A 17,592-nucleotide genomic window follows, 5' to 3' on the forward strand; every position below is an offset into this window, starting at 1 on the left:
TATGAAACTCCCCAATGCCCTTCGCCCTGCTGCTATCGGCAAGTTCGCAGTGACGGCTGTCGTCGTCGCCGCCGCCGCTTACGCCGGCTGGCAGCTTTGGGATCACTATGAAGTCGAGCCCTGGACGCGCGATGGGCGCGTCAAGGCCTATGTGGTGCAGGTGGCGCCCGACGTCTCCGGCCTGGTCACCAGCGTGCCCGTGCACGACAACCAGGACGTGAAGGCCGGCGACCTGCTGTTCGAAATCGATCGCGCCCGCTTCCAGTTGGCGTTCGACCAGGCGCAGGCCTCGGTCCGTTCGCAGCAGGTGGCGCACGACCAAGCGCTGCGCGACGCCAAGCGCAACCGCTCGCTGGGCCAGCTTGTCGCGGCCGAAGCGGTGGAACAAAGCCAGACCAAGGTGCAGCAGACTGAAGCCGCGCTTGCGCAGGCACAGGTGCAACTGAACACCGCCCGCCTCAATCTGGAACGCAGCCGCGTCGTGGCCGCCAGCGATGGCCGCATCACCAACCTGGACCTGCGCGCGGGCTCCTACGCCACCGCCGGCCACGGCGTGATGGCGCTGGTGGACGCCGGTTCGTTCTACGTGGAAGGCTACTTCGAAGAAACCAAGCTGCCCGGCATCCACGAAGGCGACCCCGTCACCGTGACGCTGATGGGCGAACCGCGTCACATCCGCGGCCACGTCGAAAGCATCGCCCTGGGTATCGCGGACCGCGACCGCAGTACCGGCGCCAACCTGCTGCCCAACGTGAACCCGACCTTCAACTGGGTCCGTCTTGCGCAGCGCATCCCGGTGCGCGTGAAGATCGACGAGGTGCCCGAAGGCGTACGCCTGGTCGCCGGCCAGACCGCCACGGTGTCGGTGGACGACCGCCCGGCCCAGTCCGCCGCCGCGCCCCACGCGTCCTGACGGGACGCAGAACCTCTTTTCTCCGGAAACTCCGCAATTTCTTATCGACGCCAAGCCGTACCTGCCATGAAAACCAGACTCCTCCTTCCGCTGACGCTGGCCCTCGCGCTGGCCGGATGCGCCTCCGTGGGCCCCGACTACAAGGTGCCGCCGGAGGCCGTCTCCCAGCGGCCGAGCGCGCAATCCTCCTTTGTGGAGGCGCAGGCCGGCGTGTATCGGCAAGAGGAAGTCCCCGGCCACTGGTGGCGCCTGTACAACGACCCCGTGCTGGATGGTCTGGTGGAAAAGGCCCTGGCCGCAAACACCGACCTGCGCGTGGCCAGCGCCAATCTGGAACGCGCGCAGGCCGCGGTGCAGGAAACGAAGGCGCAACAACAGCCGACGATCGGCGTCAATGCCTCGCCCACGTTCGGCCACGTTTCCGGCTTGCAGGAACTGCAACCCGGCATCGATCCGCCCAATCGCTGGTCGTACTCCACCGGCGCCAGCGTGTCGTATCAGCTGGACCTTTTCGGCCAGATCCGCCGCGCCGTGGAAGCCTCCACCGGCGACGCGCAGGCCGCCCAAGCCGCCTATGACGCCACCCGCGTCACCGTCGCGGCCGAGACCGCGCGCGCCTACGCCAACCTGTGCGCGGCAGGCATGCAGCTTGCCTCGGCGCAGCATTCCGTGCAGGTGCAGAAGGAATCGGTCGACGCCGTCAGCCGCCTGCAACGTGCCGGGCGCGGCACCGCGCTGGACGTCACACGGGCGCGCAGCCAGCTCGAACAATTGCAGGCCAATCTGCCGCCGTTCCAGGCGCAGCAGCGCACCGCGCTGTACCGGCTGGCTGCATTGACCGGCCAGACGCCGGGCCAGATTCCGCAAGCCCTGCTGCAATGCGCCAGCGCCCCCAAACTGACCGAAACCATCCCCGTCGGCGACGGCGCCGAACTGCTGCGCCGCCGTCCCGACATCCGTCAGGCCGAACGGACGCTGGCCGCCTCCACCGCCCGCATCGGCGTGGCCACGGCCGATCTGTACCCGAAGATCACGCTGGGCCTGTCCGCCGCTTCGGGCGGCCCGGCCGCCATGTTCGGCGACCGCGGCACGTTCAGCTGGAGCGTGGGCCCGCTGATCTCGTGGACCGTTCCCAACACCGGCGCCGCGCAGGCCCGCATCGCCGAAGCCGAAGCCAACACCAAGGCCGCGGCCGCGCGTTTCGACGCGGCCGTGCTGAACGCCTTGCGCGAAACCGAAAGCGCGCTGGTCGTCTATGCCCGCCAGCTGGACCGCGACACCGCCCTGCGCGCGGCCCGCGACCAAAGCGCCGAAGCGGCCTCGCAGGCGCGCCGCCTGTTCCAGTACGGCAAGACGGATTACCTGACCGTGCTGGACGCCGAGCGCACGCTGGCCAGCAATGAAAGCGCGCTGGCCGCATCGCAGGCGGATTTGAGCAGCGACCAGATCGCGTTGTTCCTGGCGCTGGGCGGCGGCTGGGAGAAGTAGCCCGCCAAAAATTGATTTCCATATTATGGGGATGACATTGATCTCCCCAAACCCCCGCTCCTAGAATCGTCTCAAGCCAATAACTACATCAGACGATTCGACGGCATCGCACCGGCCACGCCGGCACGATGCTCGAGGACGGGGACAATTCATAATATGGAACAACCTGCAAGCGCCGGCGACGCGCGCGTGCTGGACAGCATCACCAAGCTCACACCGCAGGATGCCGGGCGCGTCGTGATCGCCGGGTCGCATGGCGGCAGCTATGCCGCCTACTGCGCGGCGCGCGGTGGCGTGCTGGCCGTCGTCCTGAACGACGCCGGCGTGGGCTGGATGCGTGCCGGCATTGCAGGCCTGGACGACCTGCAACGCTGGGGCGTGCCCGCCGCCACCGCAAGCTATCAAAGCTGCCGCATCGGCGATGGCGCGGACATGGCGCGGCACGGCGTCCTCAGCTTTGTGAACGCGCTGGCGCAAGACCTGGGCTGCAAACCGGGTATGCCAGTGGCCGAGGCCGCCTCGCGGCTGGCGCGCGCGTCGCGCAGCGCCCGTCCGCCCGCCGACGTCAAGGAATCCCGCACTGTATTCAAGACAGGCCCGGACGGCGCTCCGCTCGTGATCGGCGCCGACTCCGTCTCGCTGGTCGACTCCCGCGACGACGGTCTCATCGCCATCACGGCCTCGCACGGGGAGCGGCTGGCGGGCCTGCAATCGGACGGTGTCCGCGCGTCTCCGCGCCTCGTCACGTTCAACGACGCGGGCATCGGCAAGGACAGCGCCGGCATCGGCCGCCTGCCTTTGCTGGACCAACGCGGCATTGCCGCCTTGACCGTGTCCGCGCAAACCGCCCGCATCGGCGACGCCCGTTCCTGCTACGAGGAAGGGACCATTTCTTCTGCCAACGCCCGCGCCCGAAACCTGGGCTGCCGCGTCGGCACGCCGCTCAAAACCTTCATCGACGCCCTGCTGACCGGGCGAGACCCCAACTAGGAGCATCACCCGCATGTCCGAAAAACTGGAAATCACCGGCGGCGAAGCCATCGCCCGCATGTTCGCGGCGCACGACGTCGGCCTGATGTTCGGCATGGGCGGCTTTCAACTGCTGCCTTTCTATGACGCGGCGCGCCGCCTGAAGCTGAATCACAACCTGATCAACGACGAGCGCTGCGCGGTGTTTGCCGCCGACGCCTATACCAAGGTCAGCGGCCGTCCCGGCGTGTGCGACGCGACGCTGGGTCCAGGTGCGACCAATCTGGTGACCGGCCTGGCCGAAGCCTACAACGCCGGCACCGCGCTGGTCGCGCTGGTCGGCGACGCGCACCGGATGCACGCGTGGAAGAACATGACGCAGGAAGCCCGGCAACTGGAGGTGCTGCGCCCGGTCGTGAAAGACGTGCTGCGCGTGGAGATGGTCGAGCGCATTCCCGAACTGGTGCGGCGCGCGTTTGCCGTGGCGACCAGCGGACGTCCCGGCCCCGTGGTGCTGGACGTGCCCGAGGACATCGCACACGCCGTCCATGCCTTTGATGCCGACGACTTTTATTCCAGCCCCAACTACCGGCGCTCGCCCGCGCTGCGCTGCCGGCCATCGGCCGAGGACGTGGCGCAAGCCGCCAGCATGCTGGCCGGCGCCGACCGCCCGCTGATGCTGTGCGGCGGCGGCGTACACATCAGCGATGCGGCCGAGACGGTCCAGGCCTTCGCGCGCAAGTTCGGCATCCCCGTCGCCCATACCATGAGCGGCAAGGGCGCGATCGCCTGCAACGACCCGCTGAACGCGGGGCTGTTCGGCCGCTACAGCCGCATTGCCAACGACCTGATCGCCAAGTCCGACTGCCTGTTCGTCGTCGGCTGCAAGCTGGGCGAAGTGGCGACGCGCCGCTACGACCTGCTGGCCGCCGGCGCGCCGATCATTCATCTGGACATCGTGGCCGAGGAATTCGACCGCACCACCACGCCCGCCCTGCGGCTGTGGGGCGACGTGCGCGCCACGCTGGAAGACCTGGACACGCGCCTGGCCGCCCACGGCGAGCACGCGCGCCAGGACTACGTGGACGAGGTCGGCCAGGCCATGCACGCATGGCGCGAATCCGTGAACGCCAAGCTGACGTCGGCCGACCGTCCCGTCGGCATGGCGCGGCTGCTGCACGAGATCAACGCCTCGCTGCCGGAGGACGGCATCCTGGTGGCCGACGGCGGCTTCGCGGCGCACTGGGGCGGCCTGCTGTTCGACACCAAGCGCGCGGGCCGCGGCTTCGTGCCGGATCGCGGCTTTGCTTCCATCGGCTACGGCATCCCCGGCGCCATCGGCGCAGCCGCGGCGGCGCCGGGACGCCAGGTGGTCAGCCTGACCGGCGACGGCGGCTGCAACATGTCGCTGGGCGAACTGGAAACCGCGGTGCGCATGAAGCTCGCCTTTACGCTCGTGGTGGTCAACAACGCGGCCTCCGGGTACATCAAGGCGCTGCAGCACCTGATGTACGGCGAAGGCAGCTACCAGTCTTCGGACCTGGTCGACACCAATTACGCCAATGTGGCGCGCGCGCTGGGCTGCCATGGCATCCGCGTCGAAGACCCCGCAGAGCTGCCGGCCGCGCTGGCAGAGGCGTATGCCTGCAAGGACCGTCCCACCATCCTGGACGTGGTGGTCACGCGCGACCCCGCGCACATGCTGCCGGGTGTGGACAGCCGGGCGGCCAAGATCAAGCCGGGCGACCGCATCGCCTGACGGCGGCGCGCAACGCCCGGTTCAAGACACAACAAAATCAAGCAAGGAGACAACCCATCATGAAGCGCAGAACCTGGATCAAGCTGGCGGCCGCCGCTGCAACGCTGTCGCTGGCGGGCGCCGCCGCGGCGCAGGCCACCTACCCCGACCGCCCCATCCGCCTGATCGTGCCCTTCCCGCCCGGCGGCACGTCCGACGTGGTCGGCCGCATCTTTGCCGAGGCGCTGGCCAAGCAGATCGGCCAGCCGGTGGTGGTGGAGAACCGGGGTGGCGCGGGCGGCACCGTCGGCAGCCGCGCCGTGGCCTCGGCCGCGCCGGACGGTTATACGCTTCTGCTGGGCACGTCCAGCACCAACGGCACCAACCCCGCCGTGTACAAGAACCTGCCCTACGACGCGGTGAAGGACTTCACGCCGGTCACACAGATCATCCGCGTGCCGGGCGTGATCGTCGTGAACAAGAACTTTCCGGCCAAGGACTATGCGTCGTTCACCGCCTTGATCAAGGGCGCGCCCGGCAAGTATTCCTATGCCTCGTCGGGCAATGGCGGCGCCACGCACATGGCGATGGAGTACTACAAGTCGCTGTCCGGGCTGGACATGATGCACGTGCCTTACCGTGGCACCGGCCCCGCGCTGAACGACGTGATCGCCGGCCAGGTGCCCATCCTGTGGGATACGGCCGCGTCGTCGATGGCGCACATCCAGTCGGGCAGTCTGCGCCCGATCGTGGTGGCCGCCAAATCGCGCCTGCCGCAATTGCCCGACGTGCCCACCTTTGCTGAGGTCGGCCTGCCCAACTACGACGCAGAAATGTGGAACGGCCTGCTGGCCCCCGCCGGCCTGCCGAAGGACGTGCTGGCCAAGCTGAACGACGCATCCCGCAAGGCGTTGGCCGACAAGGACGTGCAGGCCAAGTACGCGGGGGTTGGCGCGTATGTGGTCGCCGACAAGCCCGAGGCCTTTGCCGCGATGATCCAGGACGACGTGGCCAAATGGAAGAAGGTGGCGGACTTCGCCCACATCTCGGCGGAATGACATGGGCGAGCGGCTGAAGGACAAGGTGGCGCTGGTGTTTGGCGCGGGGTCGTCGGGGCCGGGCTGGGGCAACGGCAAAGCCGCGGCGGCGCTGTATGCGCGTGAAGGCGCGCGGGTCTTCGCGGTGGACGTCAGGGAGGACGCCGCGCGCGAAACCTGCGCCATCATCGAGGCCGAAGGCGGCCGTTGCCAGGCGTTGACCGCGGACGTAACGGACTCCGCGCAGATCCAGGCCGCGGTCGCCGCCGTGCTGGCGGCCGCCGGACGCATCGACGTGCTGCACAACAACGTGGGCATCACCGAAATGGGCGATCCCATCGAGGCCAGCGAGGAAAGCTGGCATCGCGTGCTGGACGCCAACCTGACCGGCGTGTTCCTGACCTGCAAGCATGTGCTGCCCGCCATGCTGGCGCAGGGCTCGGGCAGCATCGTCAACATTTCGTCGCTGGCGTCGATTCAGGTCAATTCGTATCCGTACACCTCGTACTACGCGGCCAAGGCGGGGCTGAACCATCTGACGCGGTCGCTGGCGGTGCGTTATGCGCCGGACAATATCCGCGTGAACGCCGTGCTGCCCGGCGTCATCGACACGCCGTTGATCTACAAGCAGATTGCGGGGCAATTCGACGATGTCGAGGAAATGCGGCGGCGGCGCAATGCCGCCAGTCCGATGGGCCGGATGGGGGATGCGTGGGACGTCGCCCATGCGGCGCTGTTTCTGGCGAGCGACGAGGCCAAGTACATCACCGGCGTCTGCCTGCCGGTAGACGGCGGCAAGGCCTGCGCGGGGCGTTGACGCGGCGGGCGCGCGGCCTTTCGCGGAGGCGCCGGCTGCGCCGCGTTTCCTGATGAGCCGGGCGCCGGACTTCCGTTTGCCCGGCAGCGATCAGAAGCGCGGGGCCAGGTCCGCGGACAATTCCGAAGCCGCCCGCTGCAACGCGGCCACCACGTCCGCAAGGCGCGCGCCGGACAGGCGCGAACGGATCGCCGCCACGCTCAGCGCCGCCACCACGTGCTGTTCGCGGTCGAACACCGGCACGCCCACGCCCAGCATGTCGGGAATGATGCGGCCCGGGTTGAGCGCGTAGCCGTTCTTGCGCGCGGCGGCGATGTCTTCGCGCAGCATGTCGGTGGACGGCAGATCGGGCGCGGCGCTGGCGTCGTAGCGCGCCAGTACGCGGTCGATATCGTCGTTGGGCAGGAATGCCAGCAGCGCCAGGCTGCCCGCCCCCACGCCCAGCGGGCGGCGGTGGCCGACTTCCAGCGTCAGGATCTTGATGGGAAAGTCGCCCGTCTTGCGGTCCACGCAGACCGCTTCGTGCCCCGACCGCACCGACAGGAAGCTGGTGTCGCCCGTGGACTGCGCAAGCCGAAGCACGGCGGATTCGGCGATGGCCTTGATGCCGTGCCGGCTTTCGGCGGCCAGCCCCAGGATGTAGGACTCGCGGCCCAGGCTGTAGGTCTTGAGCCGCGGATTGAGCGACAGAAAGCCTTCCTGCAGCAAGGCCGACAGCATGCGGTGCGCGGTGGGCGGCGTCAGGCCGACGTCACGCACCACATCCGTCAGACCGACGCCGCGCGCGGGCGCCGCCCCAACGTATTTAAGGATGCGCAGCACGCGGAAGATGCTTTGCGCGCCGCCGACGGCATCGGCCGCGCGTTGCTGCGCGGGCGCGGAGGCTTTCGCGCCGGTCGTGGCAGATGCCGCCATCAATGCACCGTCGTCCCGTCCGGCGGCGTCTGGTTCAGGCCCAGCGCGGCCTCCCAACTGCGCAGCGGCACGCAGGTCTGCAGGCGGACGATGGCGCGCTGGATCAGGGCGGGATGCAATTCGTGACCGACGTGGGTGGCGATGTCGATGGTGGAGTCGCCGTGCAGTTCGGCCAGGCGGGCCTGCGCGGCCTGCGCCTGCGAAACGCTCATGACCGCGTCGTCGGCGCCGTGCAGCAGATGAATCGTGGTGTATAGCGGGGCGTTCTTGGGCAGTTGCGCATAGCGGCCCGAGAACGCGATGACGCGGCCGGCCATGCCGTCGTGCGCCTGCACCAGTTCCAGCGCCATGATGGCGCCTTGCGAAAAGCCAGCCACCGCGGTGTCGGACTGCAGCAGGCCGAAGCGCGCCTGGGCTTGCCGCACATAGGTTTCCAGTTGCGGCATGGCCTGGGCCACGCGCTCGGCGCGGTTGTCTTCGGTGACGCCGCGCACGGAGAACCATTGCCGGCCCGTCCCGCCGCCGTCAAAGGCCTCGAAACCTTCGGGGATCAGCACGGCCGCCGTCGGAAAGGCCGCGCGCACCGCCCGGGCCAGGGGTTCCAGGCTGGCGGGCGATCCGCCCACGCCGTGCAGCAGGATGAAGAGCTGGCGCACGTCGACGCCCGGGTCGGGAAGAAATTCGATAGAACTGGAAGACGCCATGAAACTGCTCCGTGCTGGCCTGGGACGGTGGGACTGCGCCCCGATTGCCGCATTGTAAAATGCGCCGCGCCTGGCATCGCACCGATGACGCCGGGCTTTTTTGCACGCCGCCCCGCGCTTGCCCGCAACGACGGGCGCCCGCCGTTGGCAATGTCCAGCGCCGGCGATGCCCGGCGGCGGCCACCACACGCCTTGTCATGCACACACCGAACATCGAGTCGGGCGCCGCCGCGCCTGTCTGCAACACTACCGGCGACACCGCCGGCAACAATCAGCTGCACCGCGTGCTCAAGGCACGCCACCTCACGATGATAGCGCTGGGCGGGGCCATCGGCACCGGCCTGTTCGTCGCTTCCGGCGCGGCCATCGCGCAGGCGGGCCCCGGCGGCGCGCTGATGGTCTACCTGGTGATCGGCCTGATGGTGTACTTCATCATGACCAGCCTGGGCGAGCTGGCCACCTTCATGCCGGTGTCGGGTTCGTTCTGCACGTATGCGTCGCGCTACGTGGATCCGGGTTTCGGCTTTGCGCTGGGCTGGAACTTCTGGGTCAGCTGGGCCACGGTCGTGGCGGTGGACGTCGTGGCGGCGCAGCTCGTTATGGCGTACTGGCTGCCGGACACGCCAGGCTGGATATGGAGCGTGGCGTTTCTGGCGCTGACCTTCGGGCTGAACGCTTTCTCGGCGCGCAGCTTCGGCGAGGCCGAATACTGGTTCGCCATCATCAAGGTGGTGGCAGTGCTGTGCTTCATCGTGGTGGGCGTGGCGATGCTGGCCGGCATCATCCACGGCGGCGGACCGGTGGGACTGGACAACTGGAAGGTGGGCGACGCGCCCTTCGTTGGCAACGCGGCGACGTGGGTGGGCGTGGCGATGGTGGTGGCCTACTCCTTTCAGGGCACCGAACTGGTGGGCGTGGCGGCCGGCGAGTCCGAAAACCCCCGGCGCAACGTGCCGCGCGCGATCAACAGCGTGTTCTGGCGCATCCTGCTGTTCTATGTGCTGGCCATCCTGATCATCGGCCTCTTGGTGCCCTACACCGATCCGCAACTGCTGCGCAACGAGGTCGAGGACATCGCGGTCAGCCCCTTCACGCTGGTGTTCGAGCACGCGGGCCTGCTGTCCGCGGCCACGGTGATGAACGCGGTGATCCTGACGTCCGTGCTGTCGGCCGGCAATTCGGGCATGTATGCGGCGACGCGGATGCTGTTCAACATGGCGGCCGAGGGCCAGGCGCCCGCCCTCTTCAAGCGTCTGACCCCGCGCGGCGTGCCGCTGTATGCGCTGCTGGCCACGACGCTGCTGGCGTGCCTGTGCCTGTTCAGCGTGGTGTACAGCCCGAAGGCCGTGTACATCTGGCTGCTCAATTTTGCGGGCATGACGGAATTCATCGTGTGGCTGAGCATCGCGGTCAGCCATTACCGCTTCCGCCAGGGCTACGTGAAGCACGGTTACGACACGGCCGACCTGCCCTACAAGGCAGGACTTTTTCCGTTCGGGCCGCTGCTGGCCTTCGTGCTGTGCCTGGTGGTCACGCTGGGACAGAACTATCAGGCTTTCCTTGAAGAACGCATCGACTGGATCGGCGTGGTGTCGACGTACCTGGCCATTCCGCTGTTCCTGGGACTGTGGATCGGCCATCGGCTGCTGCGCGGCTCGCGGTGGGTGAAGTACCAGGACATGCGGTTCTAGCACTTTTCGGGGACACATTCGGGACACATTCGGGGGCACTATTCGATACGTCCGCCCGGCGCAAAGCCCGGTACAATACTGTACATTCATACAGGTATTGAGCACCGGGCGCTTTCGCCATGCAGTCCCCCGAACAGATCCATCCCGCGTTGTGGCGCGCCACGCAGTTGGCCAAAGGCGCCGCACGCACCCTGCCAACCGGGCACGCGGCGCTGTCAGCCGAACTGCCGGATAACGGCTGGCCGCTCGGATCGCTCGTTGAACTGCTCACCCCCCATCCCGGCATCGGAGAAATCCGCCTGCTGCGTCCCGCGCTGGCCCAACTGGAAACCCGTCGTCCCATTGCCCTGGTGCAGCCGCCGCACGTGCCGCACATCGCCAGCTGGATGAGCTGGCGGCTGGATCCCCGGCAACTGCTGTGGGTGGCGCCCGAAAAGCCGGTCGACGCGCTGTGGGCCAGCGAACAGATCCTGAAAAACGCCAGTTGCGGCGCGCTGATCTGCTGGCTGCCCCATGTGCGCCCCGAATCCCTGCGCCGCCTGCATCTGGCCGCCCAGGCCAGCGACCTGCTGTTCATCGCCGTGCGCCCGTCCCGCGCCGCGCAGACCGCCACGCCCGCCGCCTTGCGGCTGGCGCTGGCGCCCGCGCCCGGCGGCCTGTCCGTCCACATCCTGAAGCGCCGGGGGCCCGTCTGCGACACCCCGCTGTACGTAGGCCTGGAGCCCGGCGCGCTTACCCCCTCTTCTCCCCGCCATGCGCCTCTGGATCGCCGCCTACCTGCGCTGCCTGCCGCTGGACGCCATACGCCCGCACTGGCCGCATGAACAGGAGGCGTTCGCCGTTCTGGATCAGGAACGGGTCGCCGCCCTGACCCCCGCCGCCCGCCAGGCCGGCGTGACGCCCGGCATGCGCCGCGCGGGCGCGGCGGCCATCGCCCCCGGCGTGGAACTGCTGCCCCGCAATGCGCTGGCCGAAGCCGACGCCCTGCACGGCGCGGCGCTGGCCCTCTTGCAGTACACCCCGGAAATCGCCCTGGCCGACGGCGACACCGTCCTGCTGAACGTGGGCGCCAGCCTGATGTTCTTCCGCGGGCCGCGCGCGCTGAGCCGGCGGGTGGCCGCCACGCTGCGGGCGCTGGATCTGCGGGTGTCGCTGGGCATGGCGCCCACGGCCAAGGGCGCCTGGCTGCTCGCGCGGCGCGCCGGCCGGCGCGTGCCCCGGCGCACACTGAAGCTGCCCACCCTGGCGCGGCGGCTCGATGCCCTGCCGCTGTCGCTGCTGCCCCAGGCGCAAGACCGCCGCAACTGGCTGGACGACATCGGCTGCCACACGCTGGCGCACCTGCGCGCCCTGCCGCGCGGGGGGCTGCAGCGGCGCAGCGCGCCCGATCTGCTGCAGGCGCTGGACGCCGCCTACGGCCAGGTGCCCGAACTCTACCGCTGGCTCGAACCGCCCAACCAGTTTTCGCGGCGGATCGAACTCATGGACTACATGGAGAACACCGACGCCGTGCTGGCCGTGGCGGGCCGGCTGGCCGAGCAGCTGGGCGGCTGGCTGACCGCCCGGCAACTGGCCGTGCGGCGCGTGGTGCTCAGCATGGACCACGAACGCGGCCGCCACGCCCGCCCGCCCACCGAACTTGAAGTGGCCCTGGCCCAGCCCATCTGGCAGGCGCCGCAACTGCTGCATCTGCTGCGCGAAAAACTCAACCACTTCACGCTGGAAGCCCCCGTCATCGCCGTGACGCTGCACGCGCCCGACACCGTCGAGCAACCCGCGGCCAGCACCACCTTGTTCCCCGAACCGGGCGGCACCGCCGCCGACCACGCGCGGCTGCTGGACCTGCTGGTGGCGCGGCTGGGCCGCGACCGGGTGCGCCATGCCCAGCCCACCGCCGACCACCGCCCCGAAGCCGCCAATTCCTGGGGCGATGCGCTGGCCGCGCCCGAACGTCCCGCCCCCCTGCCGCCGCTGCTCGACCGGCCGTTCTGGCTGCTGGAAACCCCGCAGCCCCTCAAGCTGTCCGGCCATCGCCCCCACTACGCCGGCCAGGCGCTGCGGCTGATGCGCGGCCCCGAACGCATCGAAAGCGGCTGGTGGGACCCCGCCCTGACCGTGCGCGATTACTTCGTCGCCGAAGACGCGGCGGGCGCGCGCTACTGGATCTACCGCGAGCGCGACGCCGAGGACGCGCGCTGGTTCCTGCACGGACTGTACGCCTGACATGCGCATGGACGACGACGCCCCCGATCCCCTGGACCCGGCCGAGGTCCTGGCCCAGCTGCCCGGCTACGCCGAGCTGCAATGCCAGTCCAATTTTTCGTTCCTGCAAGGCGCCTCGCATCCCGAGGAACTGACCGCGCGGGCGGCCGAACTCGGTTACGCCGCCCTCGCCCTGACCGACGAATGCTCGCTGGCCGGCGTCGTGCGCGCCCACACCGAAGCCAAGACCCTCAAGCTGCCGCTCATCGTGGGCGCCACGTTCCAGCTGCGCGCCGCGCCCGACGCCGCGCCGCTCGGCCTGACGCTGCTGGCGCAGACGCGCGAAGGCTACGGCAACCTGTCTGAATTCATCACGCTGGGCCGCACCCGGGCGCCCAAGGGCGAATACCGGCTTTCCCCGCAAGACCTTGCCGATCCGCCCGCCGGCCACGCGCACCTGCGCAGTCTGCCGGAATGCCTGGCCATCCTGACGCCCGCCTACGGCACCGACGCCGACCGCATGGCCGACCAGGCGCGCTGGCTGGCGCGCGTCTTTCCGGGGCGCGCGTGGGTGGGACTGAACCTGCTGCACCAGTCGCGCGACGACCTGCACCGCGCCGCCGTCGAACACGCAGCCCAGGCCTCGCAATTGCCGATCGTGGCGGTCGGCCAGGTGCAGATGCATGTCCGGTCGCGCAAGCCGCTGCACGACACGCTGACCGGCATCCGCACCCGCCAGCAGGTGTCGCAATGCGGCTACGAACTGTCGGGCAATGCCGAACAGCACCTGCGCAGCCGCATGCGGCTCGCCAGCCTGTATCCGCCCGACGCGCTGGCGCAGACCCTGGCGGTGGCGCGCCGCTGCACGTTTTCGCTGGACGAGCTGCATTACGAATATCCCGACGAGATCGTGCCGCCCGGCCACACGCCCGCCAGCTATCTGCGCCAGGAAGCGCTGGCCGGGGCGGACCGGCGCTTTCCCCAGGGCGTGCCCGACAGCGTGACGGCGCAGATCGACAAGGAACTGGATCTCATCGCGGACCTCAACTACGAGGCCTACTTCCTGACCGTCTACGACATCGTGCAGTTCGCCCGCAACGCCGGCATCCTGTGCCAGGGCCGGGGCTCGGCCGCCAATTCCGCCGTCTGCTATTGCCTGGGCATCACGGCGGTGGACCCGCAGCGCGGCAACAACCTGTTCGAACGCTTCATCAGCAAGGAACGCAACGAACCGCCCGACATCGACGTCGACTTCGAACATCAACGCCGCGAAGAAGTCATCCAGTACATCTACGGCAAATACGGCCGCGACCGCGCCGCCCTGACCGGGGTGGTCATCTCGTACCGGCCGCGCAGCGTGCTGCGCGATACGGGGCGCGCGCTGGGCGTGGACCCGGGCGTCATCGACGCCGTGGCCCGCGCGCACCAGTGGTGGGACGGCAAGAAGGAAATGCTGCGCACGCTGGGCGCCTGCGGCCTGGACCCGGAATCCCAGGTGGCGCGCCAGTGGGCATCGCTGGCGCAGACCATGATGGGCTTTCCGCGCCACCTGTCGCAGCACCCGGGCGGCTTCGTCATTTCACGCGGCAAGCTCTCGCGCCTGGTGCCCATCGAGAACGCCGCCATGGAAGACCGCAGCGTCGTGCAATGGGACAAGGACGATCTGGACGCCCTGAAGCTGCTCAAGGTCGACGTCCTGGCGCTGGGCATGCTGTCGGCCCTGCGCCGCACACTTGAACTGGCCAGCCAGCGCCGCGGCCAGCCGCTCGCCCTGCAGGACATCCCGGAAGGCGACGTGCCCACCTACGACATGATCTGCGACGCCGACACCATTGGCGTCTTCCAGATCGAATCGCGCGCCCAGATGACGATGCTGCCGCGCCTGCGGCCGCGCGAATACTACGACCTGGTGGTGCAGGTGGCGATCGTGCGCCCCGGACCGATCCAGGGGGGCATGGTCCACCCCTATCTGCGGCGCCGCCAGGGCAAGGAGGACGAAACCTACCCCAGCGAAAAAGTGCGCGGCGTGCTCAGCCGCACCATGGGCGTGCCCATCTTCCAGGAACAGGTCATGCAGATCGCCGTCGTGGCCGCCGGTTTTTCGCCCGGCGAGGCCGATCAGCTACGCCGGTCGATGGCGGCCTGGCGGCGCAAGGGCGGCGTGGACAAGTTCCGCGTCAAGCTGGTGGGCGGGCTGCTGGCGCACGGCTACACGCTGGACTTCGCCGAAGCCCTGTTCCGCCAGGTGGAAGGGTTTGGCGAATACGGCTTTCCGGAAAGCCATGCCGCCAGCTTCGCCCTGCTGGCGTATGCCAGCTCCTGGCTCAAGCGCCACGAACCGGAGGCCTTTCTGGCCGCTCTGCTCAATTCCCAGCCCATGGGGTTCTACGCACCCGCCCAACTGGTGCAGGACGCGCGCCGCCACGGCGTCTGCGTGCTGCCCGCCGACGTGACGGTAAGCGGCTGGGATTCGGTGCTGGAAACGCTGCCCGACGGGCATCCGGGCGCCCGCCGCCGCCCCCACCCCCACGCGCCGACCGCCGAGGCGTCGGGCGTCGATACGCCGGGCGTCGATACGCCGGAGGTCCCCACGCCCCGCCCCGCCGTGCGGCTGGGACTCAGCCTGCTGCAAGGCATGCGCGAGGACGCCGCCCGCCGCATTGAGGCCGCGCGGGCCGACGCCCCCTTTGCCAACACCGCCGACCTGGCCCGCCGCGCCGGCCTGAATCGCCACGACCTGAACGCGCTGGCCGCCGGCGATGCGCTGCGCACCCTGGCCGGCCACCGGCGCCAGGCTAGCTGGGAAGCCGCCGCCAGCGTACAAAGCCGCGACCTGCTGCGGGACGCCGAGATCGTGGAAACCCAGGCCCCGCAGCTGTCCGCCCCGTCGGAGAGCCAGACCGTGGCCGCCGACTACCGCAGCGTCGGCCTGACCCTGCACAGCCATCCCGTGTCGCTGCTGCGCCCCCAACTGGCCGCGCGCAACTTCCAGCCTGCCTCGGTGCTGAACGACTATCCCAACAAGCGGGTCGCGCGCGCCTGCGGCATCGTCACCGTGCGCCAGCGCCCCCAGACCTCCAAGGGCGTCATCTTCGTCACCCTCGAAGACGAGACCGGCCCGGTCAACGTGGTGGTCCGCCCCGACCTGATCGAACGCCAGCGCCGCGAGCTGCTGGGCGCCACCCTGCTGGGGGTGTTCGGGTCCTGGCAGAGCGTGGACGGCGTGCGCCACCTGATCGCGCAGCGGCTGGTGGACATGTCCGACCTCCTGGGCGGGCTGACGTCGCAGAGCCGCGACTTCCATTGAGGATGCGGGAGCAACTTGACGGTGTCTGACACCCTTGAAGCGCCCTTCAAGCCTGAAGACCGTCCATACGGGTGTCAGACACCTGGCGAACACCTGACGCGCGCCCAGCCGCCCGCCGCTGTTGCCCGGTTGCACATGCCCGCGGCGCCTTGAGCACAGCGCGTCGCCGCTGGTCTATCATGGCTTTTTGTCCGCTCGTTGTAAGGAGTCCTACATGATCCGCAAGCTGATCCCCTTCCTGCTGGTTGCCAGCCTGGCTGCGTGCGCCAATACCGGCGGTTCGCGTACGTCCAGCGGGCCGGCCTCCAGCTCCTCGAGCGCATCCTCTTCATCGAGCACCGGCGCCGGCTCTTCCTACGGTTCGTCCTCGGCCATGCCCGGCAGCAGCACCGGCAAGACCTGCGACGCCGGCCCGCTGCAATCGCAGATCGGTCAGAAAGCCACGCCGTCCGTCATGGAAGACCTGCGCACGCGCAGCGGCAGCGCCACCGCGCGCATGCTGCGTCCGGGCCAGCTGGTCACCATGGAATACAACAACACCCGCCTGAACCTCATCGTGGACGACAAGGACGTGATGACGGCGATCCGCTGCGGTTAATCGCGCCGGCCGGCCGGACTTCCGTCCGGCAAGTCGCCTTCCCCTGCCCCGATGGGCCGCGCCGCCGGCGGCACATGGGGCAGGAAGGCCCCCGCCACCTCGAACGCGCATTCCTCGCGCGCAATGTCGATCACCCGGGATACGACCGGATTGACGATGTTCTTTTTGTGCACCGCGTAGTAATTGATGGTCGGCAGGTCCGGCTGCACATTCAACTGGCACAGCGCCCCGCGCGCCACCAGCGGCGCAAAGTACGCGCCCGGCAGGTAACTGATCCCCAATCCCAGCATCGTCAGCTGCGCCATCATGCCCAGGCTGTTGCAGGTCAGCACGCGCTTGACCGGCATCCCCTGTTCCGCGAACCATGCGTCGTACAGATGCGATAGCGCGGAATTGGTGGGCTGCGAGATCACCGGATACGGCGCCAGATCCTGCGGCGTCAACGCGGCAGCGACATCGATGTCCAGCGCCGGACTCGCCATCCAGACATTGGTGACCGCCCCCAGGTGCGTGCAATCGTACTGGTAGCCCCAGAACGGGCCGGGCATGATCGCCAGATCCAGTTCGTCCTGCTCCAGCCGTTCATAGAGCGTGATGCCGCCATCGATCTCGGGCATCAACTGCACGCGGGGGTAGCGCTGGCTGATCTGCTTGATCAGCCCGGCCAGCCAGGTCATGCCCACCAGCTCCGTCACGCCCAGACGCACCACGCCTTCGAAGCTGGCCGGATCGGCCATGTTCTGCACGATGCGGCTGTTCAGCTCCAGCATCTGGCTGGCCAGCTCGAACAGCTTGCGGCCCTGCGGGGTCATCAGGAGTTTCTTGGCGCGCCGCTCGAACAGGGGCGCGCCGGCAAAGGCCTCGAGTTCCCCCACCCGTTTGGCCACGGCCGATTGGGTGGTGTGCAGCTTGCGCGACGACGCGCTGAAGCTGCCCAGTTCGGAACTCCAGTAAAAGGCCTCCAATTGCTTGAGGGTGTACATCGCCGCGGTCGAAGAAAAGCGCATGGAAACCCCAGACATTACCACCGCGGACGATCGGCGCGGATCAACCCCGCGGATGCAGGATGTCCGCCAGGAAGCGCTGCGCGCGCGGATGCGCCGGCGCGCTGAAGAAGCGCTCGGGCGTATCCATCTCCAGGATTTCGCCCGCGTCCATGAACACCACGCGGTCGCAGACGTCGCGCGCAAAGCCCATTTCATGCGTCACGCAC

14 protein-coding genes and 1 pseudogene are annotated in these 17,592 nt (G+C 68.9%); 11 read left to right on the forward strand and 4 right to left on the reverse strand.

The features are described 5' to 3' along the window. Position 1: 1 nt before the first annotated feature. From B2W22_RS06235 to B2W22_RS06260, 6 genes are all read left to right on the forward strand, one after another. Positions 2-913 carry an HlyD family secretion protein gene (locus B2W22_RS06235; RefSeq protein ID WP_175185399.1) on the forward strand — a complete coding sequence of 304 codons (912 nt, stop codon included), beginning with the start codon at positions 2-4 and terminating at the stop codon, positions 911-913. Positions 914-979: 66 nt separating this feature from the next. Beyond that, on the forward strand, positions 980-2,401 hold the full coding sequence (locus B2W22_RS06240; protein WP_286936644.1) for an efflux transporter outer membrane subunit: 1,422 nt from the start codon (positions 980-982) through the stop codon (positions 2,399-2,401). A gap of 156 nt (positions 2,402-2,557) precedes the next feature. Further along, entirely contained in the window at positions 2,558-3,391 is an 834-nt protein-coding gene (locus B2W22_RS06245; protein WP_239214573.1) for a hypothetical protein, read from the forward strand. A 13-nt stretch (positions 3,392-3,404) separates the two neighbouring features. Next, on the forward strand, positions 3,405-5,129 hold the full coding sequence (locus B2W22_RS06250; RefSeq protein WP_175136680.1) for a thiamine pyrophosphate-binding protein: 1,725 nt from the start codon (positions 3,405-3,407) through the stop codon (positions 5,127-5,129). A 59-nt stretch (positions 5,130-5,188) separates the two neighbouring features. Beyond that, positions 5,189-6,166: a Bug family tripartite tricarboxylate transporter substrate binding protein gene (locus B2W22_RS06255; protein ID WP_286936647.1), complete on the forward strand. Its 978-nt coding sequence runs from the start codon at positions 5,189-5,191 to the stop codon at positions 6,164-6,166. A 1-nt stretch (position 6,167) separates the two neighbouring features. Then, a complete protein-coding gene (locus tag B2W22_RS06260) occupies positions 6,168-6,962 on the forward strand; it encodes an SDR family NAD(P)-dependent oxidoreductase (RefSeq protein ID WP_286936649.1) in 795 nt (264 codons plus the stop codon). 90 nt (positions 6,963-7,052) lie between these two features. Here B2W22_RS06260 and B2W22_RS06265 read toward each other — a convergent pair whose 3' ends face one another. Continuing rightward, positions 7,053-7,877 (reverse strand): IclR family transcriptional regulator, encoded by an 825-nt coding sequence (locus B2W22_RS06265; RefSeq protein ID WP_175121782.1) that lies wholly within the window; start codon positions 7,875-7,877, stop codon positions 7,053-7,055. Next, positions 7,877-8,581, reverse strand: coding sequence for an esterase (ypfH, locus tag B2W22_RS06270; protein WP_286936651.1), 705 nt, complete (start codon positions 8,579-8,581; stop codon positions 7,877-7,879). Before ypfH ends, B2W22_RS06265 begins: the two co-directional genes overlap by 1 nt. Before the next feature lie 197 nt (positions 8,582-8,778). On the opposite strand from ypfH, the gene B2W22_RS06275 reads away from it, so the two are divergent. The 5 genes from B2W22_RS06275 (at position 8,779) to B2W22_RS06295 (ending at position 16,379) form a co-directional block, all read left to right on the forward strand. Next, the gene (locus tag B2W22_RS06275) at positions 8,779-10,272 is read left to right on the forward strand and encodes an amino acid permease (RefSeq protein WP_286936654.1); all 1,494 of its coding nucleotides are present in this window, start codon (positions 8,779-8,781) and stop codon (positions 10,270-10,272) included. Positions 10,273-10,391: 119 nt separating this feature from the next. Continuing rightward, entirely contained in the window at positions 10,392-11,096 is a 705-nt protein-coding gene (imuA, locus tag B2W22_RS06280; protein WP_175121783.1) for a translesion DNA synthesis-associated protein ImuA, read from the forward strand. Beyond that, complete coding sequence (locus B2W22_RS06285) at positions 11,026-12,495, forward strand: Y-family DNA polymerase (RefSeq protein ID WP_218343645.1); 1,470 nt, start codon at positions 11,026-11,028, stop codon at positions 12,493-12,495. The genes imuA and B2W22_RS06285 overlap by 71 nt, the downstream gene beginning before the upstream one ends. A 1-nt stretch (position 12,496) precedes the next feature. Continuing rightward, complete coding sequence (locus B2W22_RS06290) at positions 12,497-15,781, forward strand: error-prone DNA polymerase (protein ID WP_286936657.1); 3,285 nt, start codon at positions 12,497-12,499, stop codon at positions 15,779-15,781. 214 nt (positions 15,782-15,995) lie between these two features. Beyond that, entirely contained in the window at positions 15,996-16,379 is a 384-nt protein-coding gene (locus tag B2W22_RS06295; RefSeq protein WP_175185408.1) for an I78 family peptidase inhibitor, read from the forward strand. Here B2W22_RS06295 and B2W22_RS06300 read toward each other — a convergent pair. Together B2W22_RS06300 and B2W22_RS06305 are read right to left on the reverse strand one after the other, a co-directional pair. Beyond that, a complete protein-coding gene (locus B2W22_RS06300; RefSeq protein ID WP_414631939.1) occupies positions 16,376-17,401 on the reverse strand; it encodes a LysR family transcriptional regulator in 1,026 nt (341 codons plus the stop codon). The genes B2W22_RS06295 and B2W22_RS06300 overlap by 4 nt on opposite strands. A gap of 25 nt (positions 17,402-17,426) precedes the next feature. After that, positions 17,427-17,592: pseudogene (locus B2W22_RS06305) on the reverse strand (amino acid ABC transporter ATP-binding protein); the annotation flags it as partial.

Source organism: Achromobacter sp. UBA4530, assembly GCF_002388205.1.
Taxonomy (GTDB): Bacteria; Pseudomonadota; Gammaproteobacteria; order Burkholderiales; family Burkholderiaceae_B; genus Achromobacter; species Achromobacter animicus.